Annotated in this window: 10 protein-coding genes; 4 read left to right on the forward strand and 6 right to left on the reverse strand. The window is 64.9% G+C overall.

Annotated elements, in window-relative coordinates; all coding sequences use genetic code 11:
• Positions 1-9: 9 nt before the first annotated feature.
• The 5 genes from C7C56_RS04915 to C7C56_RS04935 all read right to left on the reverse strand — a co-directional run bounded on the left by C7C56_RS04915 (position 10) and on the right by C7C56_RS04935 (position 5,819).
• Positions 10-1,509 carry a helix-hairpin-helix domain-containing protein gene (locus tag C7C56_RS04915; RefSeq protein WP_106756358.1) on the reverse strand — a complete coding sequence of 500 codons (1,500 nt, stop codon included), beginning with the start codon at positions 1,507-1,509 and terminating at the stop codon, positions 10-12.
• Entirely contained in the window at positions 1,509-3,323 is a 1,815-nt protein-coding gene (locus tag C7C56_RS04920) for a PP2C family serine/threonine-protein phosphatase (protein ID WP_181373024.1), read from the reverse strand. The genes C7C56_RS04915 and C7C56_RS04920 overlap by 1 nt, the downstream gene beginning before the upstream one ends.
• 8 nt (positions 3,324-3,331) lie before the next feature.
• Positions 3,332-4,384, reverse strand: coding sequence for a TerY-C metal binding domain-containing protein (locus C7C56_RS04925; protein ID WP_106756360.1), 1,053 nt, complete (start codon positions 4,382-4,384; stop codon positions 3,332-3,334).
• Positions 4,385-4,430: 46 nt separating this feature from the next.
• The gene (locus C7C56_RS04930; protein ID WP_106756361.1) at positions 4,431-5,078 is read right to left on the reverse strand and encodes a VWA domain-containing protein; all 648 of its coding nucleotides are present in this window, start codon (positions 5,076-5,078) and stop codon (positions 4,431-4,433) included.
• A gap of 102 nt (positions 5,079-5,180) precedes the next feature.
• Complete coding sequence (locus C7C56_RS04935) at positions 5,181-5,819, reverse strand: vWA domain-containing protein (protein ID WP_106756362.1); 639 nt, start codon at positions 5,817-5,819, stop codon at positions 5,181-5,183.
• 233 nt (positions 5,820-6,052) lie between these two features.
• On the opposite strand from C7C56_RS04935, the gene C7C56_RS04940 reads away from it, so the two are divergent.
• The 4 genes from C7C56_RS04940 to C7C56_RS04955 all read left to right on the forward strand — a co-directional run bounded on the left by C7C56_RS04940 (position 6,053) and on the right by C7C56_RS04955 (position 10,080).
• On the forward strand, positions 6,053-6,631 hold the full coding sequence (locus C7C56_RS04940) for a TerD family protein (protein WP_106756363.1): 579 nt from the start codon (positions 6,053-6,055) through the stop codon (positions 6,629-6,631).
• Positions 6,632-6,785: 154 nt separating this feature from the next.
• Positions 6,786-7,361: a TerD family protein gene (locus C7C56_RS04945; RefSeq protein ID WP_106756364.1), complete on the forward strand. Its 576-nt coding sequence runs from the start codon at positions 6,786-6,788 to the stop codon at positions 7,359-7,361.
• Positions 7,362-7,462: 101 nt separating this feature from the next.
• A complete protein-coding gene (locus tag C7C56_RS04950) occupies positions 7,463-8,779 on the forward strand; it encodes a VWA domain-containing protein (RefSeq protein ID WP_106756365.1) in 1,317 nt (438 codons plus the stop codon).
• Positions 8,780-8,838: 59 nt separating this feature from the next.
• Positions 8,839-10,080: a TerD family protein gene (locus C7C56_RS04955; RefSeq protein ID WP_106756366.1), complete on the forward strand. Its 1,242-nt coding sequence runs from the start codon at positions 8,839-8,841 to the stop codon at positions 10,078-10,080.
• A gap of 310 nt (positions 10,081-10,390) precedes the next feature.
• Here the strand turns inward: C7C56_RS04955 and rpsJ are convergent, their stop codons facing one another.
• Positions 10,391-10,708, reverse strand: a complete 318-nt coding sequence (rpsJ, locus tag C7C56_RS04960) for a 30S ribosomal protein S10 (protein ID WP_010394389.1) — start codon at positions 10,706-10,708, stop codon at positions 10,391-10,393.
• Between the last annotated feature and the right edge of the window lie 187 nt (positions 10,709-10,895).

Below are 10,895 nucleotides of genomic sequence, written 5' to 3' on the forward strand. Positions count from 1 at the left end.
GACTATCTTCTACTGGTTGACCATCTGCACCACGAACAAGCGCCCGCCCGGCTTCTTGGACGTGAGCAACTGCGTGCCGTCCTCGATCAGCACCTTGCCGCCGATCGGGATCACGGCCTTGCCGGCGACCTCGGTCAGGTCGTGCATGCCCTCGTTGATCAGATACCAGGACCCGAGATGGAAGAGAAAATAGCCGACCCGCTTCTTTTGCTCGGGCGTGAGCCGCTCGTTGGGCGAGACGTCGCGGTCGATGTGCCACTGGAACAAGGACTGGTTGGTGTAGACCATGAGCCGGTGGTTGTCGGGCCGGAACGCGCCCTCGGAGCGCGACGAGTACAGGTTGAGCACCGGCAGCGGCCCGACGAACTGGGTGCGGCAGAACGGGCACACGGGCTTGGTCTTGTTGTCGAACACAAACCACTTTTGCTCGCACGCCTTGTTGGCGCACGGCTGCAGCAGATCGACCGTCTTGACCAGCGCGCGCTCCCAGTCGTCGGACGAGGGGCGGCTGGCCGGGTCCTGCAAACCGGTGGTGAAGGCGCGCGCGAACAGCTCGCTCAGATACGGCCCGGTGACCTGGTACGGCAGGCGCTCGGTGTCCTTCCATGGCAGCTCGTAGGGCTTGACGTGGGCCAGCTTGATGCGGTTCGAGGCGTCTTGCGGGTCCTCGATGAACAGCGCCTTGGCGCCCATCGCCAGTTCCTCGTCCTTGTGCGGGTCGTGCATGTCATGGATCTTGTCGCCGCGCAGCGGATGGCGGAACAGCAGGTACATGTAGATCAGCACGGCCAGCGCGTGGCGGTCGGTGCTGATCGAGGGCAGCTTGCGCGCCGGGTCCTCGCGCGGCAGGTGGGCCGTCATCACGCACTCGGGCGCGATGAAGTCGGGGGTGCCGACCACGTCTGGCGGAAACTTGCCAGGCACCACCAGGCCGTCGATGTCGATCAGGCAGGCGCGCCCCGTGGTCGGGTCGATCAGCACGTTCTTGTAGCTCAGGTCGGAGTGCGCCAGGCCGGCCGCGTGCATGCGGCGCACGGCGCGCGCGATCATGAGGCACAGCTTGATCTGCATCATCCAGTCGCCGAGCTCGCGCGGGTCGAGGAATTTGTTGCGGTTGGAGGGGGACGAGAACCACTTGCCCTCCTTCTCGCGGCCCTGGATGCCGAGCATGTCGTTGTTGCGCGAGCCGAACTTGAAGAAGAAGTCGCTCTCGTAGAACGGCGCGACCACGCCCACGCGGCCGTTGTGCTCGATCGTCGTGGTGGGCCAGCAGAACAGTTTTTTCCAGTACTCGCCGCCCGGCTGGTTCATGATCCGCTCGCGGTAGGTGCCGGTGATCACGGCCAGCCGTTCACGCAGCGCGGCGTCGGCCTTGCCGCGGAAGAAGGCGACCACGTAGTCGCGGTTGGGCGAGAAATACACGTCCTTCATGCCGCCCGAGGCTTTCATCTCGTCGACAAACTCGACAGTGGAGCCATCGGTGGCGGTGACGGTGACGATCTTTGGCATTAGCTGGCTTCCTGTGGGGCGTGCGGGTAAATAAGCGGGTGGATGATCGGGCAAATAAGCGCGATGGTGCGGTCGTCGTGGTTGCCTGGCGACCAAAAATCGAGCCACGACAACAGTTTTTGCTCCTCGCCTTGGGCCGCGCCCGACAAATCGACGGCCTGTCCGATATCGTCCCACAGCGCGTCCCAGACTGCCACGCGCGCGAGCTTGGCGTCGGTTTCGAACTTGGGGTCCGAGACGCCGTCGCTCATCAGGATCAGCGCGGTCGGCGCCTCGACCAGCGCGAAGCGGGTGCGCTTGACGAGCGCCTCCTGCGACACCTCGGCCGCCTCGAGGAAACGGGTCTGGCCCGAGAACTCGCCGCTGTCCACGTCGCCCAGCAAGATGACCTCGCGGCCCTTGCTGTAGACCCCGATGGCGCCGTCGCCGACCCAGTAGGCCACGCACAGGGTGCCGAACGGATAGCGCTTGCAGGCGGCGATTAGGGCGGTGCTGGCGAAGTCCCTGATAGTGGCCTCACTTCCGGCGTCGCTGTTGGCGCCCGCCTCGCGCACGATTTCCTTGACCCCGTAATAGGCCGCGTGGCCCACCGTGCCGAACAATTTGTAATGCAGGCCCTGGCGCGCGGCCTCGACCATGAGCGGGTCGGGGTCGAGGCGTTTCTCGCTCCAGGCCTCGGCGGCGGCGTCGATGGCCAGGCCCTCGGCGCCGTCGAGCGTGGCGCGCAGGTGCTTCATGGCCTCGTCGCAAATGATTTGCGCGCCGCGCCGCGAATAGCGCGCGCTGCCGGCGCCGTCGGCGACCACCGCCACATGCCAGCCCGACTTCGCGAGCGCGCCGAGGCTGAAGTCGTCGTCGCGGAAGCTCCCCACGTGGGCGTGCGAGCGCCCGCGCTTGCTCGCGGCGAGCATCCGGAAGCCGGCGCCCGCCTCGCTGGCGCAGGCCTCGTCGGGCTTCCAGTATTTGTCCTGGCGGTCGGACGGCAGGTTCTGCCACATCTTTTTCGGATCGGGATTGATGACCAGTTTCGCCGTCGACTGGCGCGGCGCCGCGTCCGGCTGGTACTGCAACAGGTAGCTGACGGCGATGTCGAACTCGCCCGCGACTTCCGGCGTGCCCGACAGCATGCCCGTGGCGAGGTCGGCGGTGAGGCCGAGTCCGTCGGGCAGCGTGATGCCGCACAGCGTGATCGACCTGCCCGGCGCCAGCTGCGGCTCGAGCGCGTGGGCATAGGCGTCGCCGGCGCGGCCGTTACGCAGGCGGAACACGAGCGCGGGCGCTGGGGCGGGCGCGGGTGGCGGCATAGGTGCGGGCGCGGCGATCGCGGCGACGGCGATTTCGGCCGCCGGCGCGGGCAAGCTATCGTCTGCGGCGGGATCTTCAGCGACCGGAACTGTGATGCCCGGATTCTCAGCGGCGGGATTTTCAGCGGCCGCATTTTCAACAACGTCAACAACGGCATCCTCGGCGGCGGGATCTGCGGCCGCGGCATTCCCGGCCGGCGCCGCGATCGCCTCGGGCGAGGATGGCGGCTCCGGCGGCAGGGCCGCATCAACGGACGCGGGCGCGGTCGCCGGGACTTCGGGCGGTGTGGCGGTTTTGAATTTCATGGGTTCGAGGACACTTTCTTCCGGCGTATTGTCGGATTTATATCTGGCCATTTGCTTGTCCAGATTTTGGTCGAACACATGGATCAGGTGGACGAACTCGCGGCTGTGCACGAACCGGTCGACCATCTGCTCGTCGGCGTCGGGGTCGGCGCGCAACAGGTGCGCGCGGGCATACAATCTTAAACGGTCGTCGACGACAGCCATCGCGCTTCCTAGCCGCGCGAACGGGCGACGTCGAAGCCGTCGTCGTCGCCGCCGCTGACAAAATTGCATTCCTTGGCGCAGGTCGGGCAGGTCGCGGGACCCTCGCCGCGGATGCACATGACCTGGCCGCAGTTGCACATGGCGAAGCCGATCGGGTTGCCGCAATGCGGGCAGCCGGGCGAGCCGATCAGCGAATCGGTGTGCACCGTGCGGATCATGGCGCGCTCGTCGGACAGCGCGTAGTAATCGCCCTCGAGCGCGTACACGCCGCTCAGGTTGTACACCGCCACGTTGAGCTGGATGCCGGGCCGGTTGACCAGCGGCGCCATCTTCTCGTACTTCATCAGGTAGGGCAGCTTGTTGTTGGTGCATTTGCCGGTCAGCACCACGAGGTCCTCGTCGACATTGATCGCCGTCTCCATCTCGTTGATGCGCTTGAGAATGGATTCGTCGAGCTTGGCCAGGTTCACGCCCGCGACCGGGGCCATCGCCACGCTGCGGCTTTGCGCCACCACCGACTTCGAGACCCAGTCGACGAAGCGCTTAAAGTCCTCGTCGTTGGCGGCGTCGAGCAGGATCACGTTCTCGGTGAGGCGGGTCAGCGTCTCGAGCGCGGCGTACTTGCCAACCCCGATCGCGACCAGCGTGACGCGCTTGGAAAAGTCCGCGTTCCAGCGCTTGAGGGCCGGCTCGATGTCGTCGGTCGGCTTGCCGTCGGTCATCAGGTAAACCACGGGACGCCAGTCGCCCTTTTGCTCGCTGGTGGTCTTGACCACCGAGCGTTCGATCTCGTCCATCAAATGGGTCAGCGCGGCGCCGAGCGAGGTGCCCGAGCCGACCGGCAGCCGGGGCGGGTAGTAGGCGGCCAGCTCGGTCAGCGGCGAGAGCGTGCGCGCCTTGCCCGCGAACACGATGGTCGACAGGAACACCGTCTCGAGCGCGTGCGGGTCGGTGCGTAGGCTCGAGACGAGCTGGTCGAGCCCCTGCTGGAGCTGGCGCAGGTTATCGCCCGCCATCGATTCGGACACATCCAACATCATGTAAATGGGCAAACGGCGCATGGTGGTTTTTCCTGGCGGAGTGATTGTTAGGGTCGCTGGCGGGGGCTTACAGGACGACTTGGACTTCGGGCGGCGGCGGCGGCAGGTCGGCGCTCTCGCCCGCGCCCGAGCCGGCGTTGGTGGTGCTGGTCGTCACCGCGACCGTGACCCACTGGAAGAAGCTCGAGAAGCTGCTGCTGTCCATGGTGTCGAGGCTGACGACGTTGTCGGTCAGCTGCTTGAGCTGGTCGGGCACGCTCTTGGGGCCGGCCGCGCAGGCGATGATCGAGCCGAAATGGGCTTGCTTGGCGCGCAAGCAGGCCTCGTTGTAGGCCTGGGTGTCGGACGGCTTGCCGTCGGTCATCACGAACAGCAGCGGGCGCCAGTCGCCCTTTTGCTCGGCGCTCGAGGTGCGCACTTCGCGCGCGACCTTGTCGCAGATGTAATTGAGGGCCTCGCCCAGGAAGGTCGGGCCCGACTCGGGGCAGACGATTTCGGGCAGCACCACGGCCTCGAGCGGCGTCATCGGCAGCACCTCGACCACCTTGCCGTCGAAGGTGATGATCGACAGGTGCACGCTTTCGAGCGCGAACGGGTTTTGCCGCAGCGATCCGAGGAACGATTGCAGGCCCACGTTGACGGCCTGGATCGGCTCGCCACGCATGGAGCCGGAAGTGTCTAAAGCAAGGTATACGGGAAGTCGACGAGCGCTCATGATGGCCTCAAAGTGGAAGTTGTGGAAGTTGTGGATGCGGGGGCGCGGCGCGCGCCTGGGCGGCGCGCGCGGGGTGGCCTGGCAGGACGGTCGGCGCGCCGATCAGAGCACCACGTTGACTTCGGGCGGCGGCGGCGGCAGGTCGTCGAGCCCCGTCGCGTCCTTCTTGGTCAGGTCGATCTTCTGGCTGGTCGTCGCGATCGAGGCGCTGACCCACTTGAAGAAGGCGGTGATGGTGCTGCTGTCGGCGGTGTCGAGCCGGACCACGGAGTCGGTGATGCGCTGCAACTCCTCGGTCCTGGCGGCCGGTCCGGCGGCGCAGGCGACGAAGGCGCCGATCTTTGCCTTCTTGATCGCGGCGATGCCGGCCGTCAGCTCGTCGGTCGAGACGCCGTCGGTCATCATGAACACGATCGGCTTCCAGTCGCCCTTCTGGTCGGCCGTGGTCTTGGCCACCTCGTTCCCGATCCGCTCGGCCAGCAAGGCCAGCGCCGCGCCCATCGAGGTCGTGCTGGAAGCCTTCAATTCGGGTATCTGGAACTGGCCCAGTTCGGTCAGCGGCACCACTTGCTGCGCCTTGTCGTTGAAGGTGATGACGGACAAATAGGCCGATTCGAGCGCGTGCGGATCCTGCCGCAGCGCCGACACGAGCGTCTGGATGCCATTGCGCACCGCTTCGATCGGCTCGCCGAGCATCGAGCCCGAGCAGTCGATCAACAGGTAGACGGGGAGTCTTCTCATGGTTTTTCCAGTTAAAAATAGAGCTTGTCGAGGGTTCTTGAAAACCCGGGCTTATGCGGCCCGCATAATTGGATCACGCTTGCGGTCCCGGCGAAAATCAAGCACGATGAATTTCCAAATCCCCTATGTACAGAAAATTCTTTAGGTACTATATTACTACCAAAAATTATTGGCCTGCAAATATGTTCCATTCGTAATCCCGATCAATCCAGACACCTCTAAAAGGCAAGCGCATGGCGATCTCCCTGCAAAAAGGCGGCAACGTCAACCTGAGCAAGACCGACCCGAATCTGACCCAGGTCTTGATCGGCCTCGGCTGGGAAGCGCGCGCGACCCAGGGCTCCGACTTCGACCTCGACGCGAGCCTGTTCATGGTCCAGGAGAACGGCAAGGTCCGGGGCGACCACGATTTCATATTTTATAACCAGCTCAAATCGACGTGCGGCGCGGTTGAACACACGGGCGACAACAAGACCGGCGACGGCGACGGCGACGACGAGGCGCTCAAGATCACGCTGGCCGGGGTGCCGGCCGAGATCTTGCGCATGGTCATCGCCGTCACCATCCACGACGCGGTCGCGCGGCGCCAGAACTTCGGCATGGTGCAGGACGCGTTCGTGCGCGTGGTCAACCTAGAGACCGACACCGAGATCGCCCGCTTCGACCTGTCCGAAGATTATTCGACCGAGACGGCGATGATCTTCGCCGAGCTCTACCGCCATAACGGCGAATGGAAGTTCAAGGCGGTCGGCCAGGGTTACGCCGGCGGGCTGGCCGCGCTCGCGATCCAGTACGGGGTCGACGTCGCCTGAGAGGCTGAGAGTCTTTCGATCATGCCCGCTCAGCACGCCAGAAAAACTCTCAGCCTCTGATCTTGAACGCGCGGCTTAAACGTGCATAATGGTAAATCTTACCGGCGCGGCCATGCGGCCATGCCATTTTTCTCGTCAATCAAAGGAGTCGTGTATGGCAATCAGTCTGACAAAGGGCGGCAACGTCAACCTTAGCAAAGAAGCGCCCGGATTGAGCAAGGTCGTCATCGGCCTCGGCTGGGATCCGCGCGCCACCGACGGCGCCTCGTTCGACCTCGACGGCAGCGCCTTCATGGTCAAGGCCGACGCCAAGGTGCGCGGCGACAGCGACTTCATCTTTTACAACAACCTCAAATCGACCGACGGCTCGGTGGTGCACGCGGGCGACAACACGACCGGCGGCGGCGACGGCGACGACGAGAGCCTGACGATCGACCTGGCCAAGGTGCCGGCCGAAATCGACAAGGTCGCCTTCTGCGTCACCATCCACGACGCCGACGCGCGCAAGCAAAACTTCGGCATGGTCAGCAAGGCCTACATCCGCTGCCTGAACGGCAACGGCAACGCCGAACTGGCGCGCTACGACCTGACCGAAGACGGCTCGACCGAAACGGCGATGATCTTCGGCGAACTGTACCGCGCCGGCGCCGAATGGAAGTTCAAGGCGATCGGCCAGGGCTTCAAAGGCGGCCTCGGCCCACTGGCCCGCTCGTTCGGCGTCAACGCCTGATAGACGGCCGCGCCCGCCGCTGCCGTCCACGGCATCGGCGGGCCCCCGCCGGACACCGGGCAATACCCGGCAAGCAGTAAAACTCCCTGCCATAGGCACCGATGGAACACCTTTCCCGCGGCCAGCGCCTGCCGCTCGCCCAGATCAGCCCCAGCGGCCAGTTCAGCATCGCGCTCGGCTCGCAGGGCCTCGCGCTCGACTTCGCCTGCTTCGGCCTCGACGCCAATGGCAAACTGGCCGACGAACGCTACATGACTTTTTTCAACCAGCCGGTGAGCCCGTGCGGCGGCGTGCGCCTGTCCGCGCCGCCGGGCAGCCAGGCTGGATTTTCCATCGACACCGGCGCGCTGCCGGCCTCGATCGACCAGCTCGTCGTCGCGGCGAGCATCGACGGCGCCGGCCTGTTGTCGCAATTGGGCGCCGGATACCTGTCCCTGCGGGACGGACCGCGCGAGGGCGCGCGTTTTGATTTTGCGGGCAAGGACTTCGCCGCCGAACGCGCCATCATGCTCGCTTCGGTCTACCGCAAGGACGGGCAATGGCGCTTCATGGCCATCGGGCAAGGCTTCAACGGGGGGCTCGACGCCCTCGTCGCGCACTTCGGCGGCAGCGTCGCGCAGGACGCCGCGCCGGCGGGCGCGCGCGCGGCCCAGGTGTCGCTCGAGAAACGGGTCGAGCGCGAGGCGCCGCAACTGGTTAGCCTGATCAAGCATGCCGCCGTTTCCCTGCAAAAAGTCGGACTCGACACCCACCGCGCCAAAGTCGCGCTGGTGCTCGACATCTCGGGATCGATGGGCATGCTTTACCGTAAGGGATTGGTGCAGCAATTCGCCGAACGCATCCTCGCCCTCGGCTGCAAGTTCGACGACGATGGCGAGATCGACGTCTTTTTGTTCGGCCGCGACGTGCACCAGCCCGCGCCCATGAACATCGGCAACACCAGCAACTACATCACCCGGGTCATCGCCAGGCACCCGCTCGAGGGCGACACCCGCTACGGCCGCGCGATCGAGGCGGTGCGCCGGTTTTACTTCCCCGACGCCGGCGGCGGCGCGCGCGACCAGCCGCTCGCGGCGGCGCTGCCCGTGTACGTCATGTTCGTCACCGACGGCACCACGTCCGACCAGCCGCTCACCGAGAAGCAGTTGCGCTGGGCCAGCCGCGAGCCGATCTTCTGGCAGTTCATGGGCATCGGCAAGGGCAAGAAATCGAAGAAGAAATCGCTCGCCGCCTTCGCCGATTCCGATTTCCCGTTCCTCGAAAAACTCGATGAACTCGATGGCCGCTTCGTCGACAATGCCAACTATTTTTCGGTCGCATCGCCCGACGAGCACGGCGACGCCGCCCTGTACGACCTGTTGATGGATGAGTACCCGGGATGGCTCAAGCTGGCCCGGCAGAACGGCCTGCTCAACTGAGAGGCTGAGCCTGTGATGATCAAGGCGGACCACCGCCACTAACCCTGAAGGAATTAATCGTGATTTCATTTTCGCGCGGTCAAAAAGGCAAACTGGCCGACCTCGGCTGCCAGTCCGCCTTCCCAGTCACCCTCGATATCGCCGCGAACGGCCTCTCGCTCGACGTGTCGTGCTTCGGGCTCGACGGCGCCGACAAGCTCTCCGACGACCGCTACATGGTGTTCTTCAACCAGCTCGCCAGCCCCGGCGGCGAGGTCAAACTCGCGCTCAACGGCAGCAAGGCCGAGTTCGCGGTCAACCTCGACGCCCTGCCGGCGGCGATCTGCAAGCTCGTGTTCGTGGCCGCGATCGACGGCAACGGCACCATGCGCACGGTCGGCGCGAGCTCGATGACGCTCGGCGGCGGGGCCCGGTTCGAGTGGTCGGGCGCCGACTTCCAGGACGAAAAAGCCGTCATCGTCGGCGAAATCTACCGCAAGGACGGCGTCTGGCGCTTTGGCGCCGTCGGCCAGGGCTTCAACGGCGGGCTCTCGTCGCTGCTCGCGCATTTCGGCGGCACCGAGTCGGGCAGCCCCGCGCAAAAGGCGGCCCCGGCCGCCGTGCCAGCGGCCCCGCCTCCGCCGGCCGCGCCGCCCGAGAAAAAAGTGTCGCTGTCAAAAGTCACGCTCGAGAAGCGCGGCGACAAGGTCTCGCTCGACAAGGCCAGCGGCAGCAAGGGCTATGGCCGCATCCACGTCAACCTGAACTGGAACACGGGCGCGCCGCCGCCGGCGGCCAAGACCGGTTTCCTGTCGCGCCTGGCCAACCTCGGCGGCGGACCGAAGGGCATCGACCTCGATCTCGGCTGCATGTACGAGATGGCCGACGGCACCCCCGGCCTGGTGCAGGCGCTCGGCAACGCCTGGGGCGCGTACGAGCGCCGCCCGTTCATCAAGCTCGAGGCCGACGACCGCTCGGGCCAGAACAAGGACGGCGAGAACATCACCATCAACGGCGACCAGTTCAACGACATCAAGCGCGCGCTCATTTTCGCGTTCATCTACGAGGGCGCGCCGAACTGGGCGGCAACCGATGGCGTCGTCACTATCAAGATGCCGGACCAGGCGCCGATCGAGGTGCGGCTCGACCAGGGCGGCAACCAGATGATGTGCGCGATCGCGATGATCGAGAACAAGGGCGGCAACCTGCAGGTGACCAAGCTGGCCGAGTACTACGCCCAGCAGGGCAACTCGAGCGCGCACGAGCTCATGGACCGCCGCTTCGGCTTCGGGCTGCGCTGGACCACGGGCAGCAAGGACTGAGAGGCTGAGAGTCTTTCGATCATGCCCGCTCAGCACGCCAGAAAGCGCCAGTTCGTCGTTGCAAATGCTCGCCATAGCCCGCTATGGCTGTGCTTTGCGCCTCGATCTGCCGCTTTCTGGCGGGCTGCTCGGACACGCCCGAAAAACTCTCAGCCTCTGATACCGCGCCGCGGGGCGTGGAAGGCACGCGCCGCGGCACCTGCCCTCAATTGCAAAGGTACAGGAAAAAAAAGGGGTGGTTCAGATGCGCCGATGCGCATGTGAACCACCCCTTTTTAGCGGGCGGGTCGAGCCCGCCGGCATGAAGCGATTATTGCAGTTTGATTTCGACGTCGACGCCGGCTGGCAGGTCGAGCTTCATCAGTGCGTCAACAGTCTTGTCCGTTGGATCAACGATGTCCATCAGGCGCTGGTGGGTGCGGATCTCGAACTGGTCGCGCGACGTCTTGTTGACGTGCGGGGAACGCAGGACGTCGAAACGCTGGATGCGCGTTGGCAGTGGGACCGGACCCTTGACCACGGCGCCGGTGCGCTTCGCGGTTTCAACGATTTCCAGTGCGGACTGGTCGATCAGCTTGTAATCGAAAGCCTTGAGGCGAATGCGGATTTTCTGGTTTGGTGCGGACATGATTTTTCCTCTAAAGAGCGAACCGGGCTTTGAAGCACACGGCAATATATGGGAACAGCATTGTACTACGGAATTACAAGAGAGGGACATCTCTGTCCCTCCCCTTTTCATCTAAACCAAGTCTCGAATTACTTCGAAGCTTCGCTCAGGATCTTGGCGACGACGCCGGCGCCGACGGTACGACCGC

This window comes from Massilia glaciei (assembly GCF_003011895.2).
In the GTDB taxonomy this organism is placed as follows: domain Bacteria; phylum Pseudomonadota; class Gammaproteobacteria; order Burkholderiales; family Burkholderiaceae_D; genus Telluria_A; species Telluria_A glaciei.

Excerpts from the sequence above, each read along its gene's own strand:
- rpsJ (WP_010394389.1), bottom strand. The coding sequence starts at position 10,708 with ATGTCCGCACCAAACCAGAAAATCCGCATTCGCCTCAAGGCTTTCGAT.
- C7C56_RS04935 (WP_106756362.1), bottom strand. The coding sequence starts at position 5,819 with ATGAGAAGACTCCCCGTCTACCTGTTGATCGACTGCTCGGGCTCGATG.
- C7C56_RS04950 (WP_106756365.1), top strand. The coding sequence starts at position 7,463 with ATGGAACACCTTTCCCGCGGCCAGCGCCTGCCGCTCGCCCAGATCAGC.
- C7C56_RS04925 (WP_106756360.1), bottom strand. The coding sequence starts at position 4,384 with ATGCGCCGTTTGCCCATTTACATGATGTTGGATGTGTCCGAATCGATG.
- C7C56_RS04915 (WP_106756358.1), bottom strand. The coding sequence starts at position 1,509 with ATGCCAAAGATCGTCACCGTCACCGCCACCGATGGCTCCACTGTCGAG.
- C7C56_RS04945 (WP_106756364.1), top strand. The coding sequence starts at position 6,786 with ATGGCAATCAGTCTGACAAAGGGCGGCAACGTCAACCTTAGCAAAGAA.
- C7C56_RS04930 (WP_106756361.1), bottom strand. The coding sequence starts at position 5,078 with ATGAGCGCTCGTCGACTTCCCGTATACCTTGCTTTAGACACTTCCGGC.
- C7C56_RS04940 (WP_106756363.1), top strand. The coding sequence starts at position 6,053 with ATGGCGATCTCCCTGCAAAAAGGCGGCAACGTCAACCTGAGCAAGACC.
- C7C56_RS04920 (WP_181373024.1), bottom strand. The coding sequence starts at position 3,323 with ATGGCTGTCGTCGACGACCGTTTAAGATTGTATGCCCGCGCGCACCTG.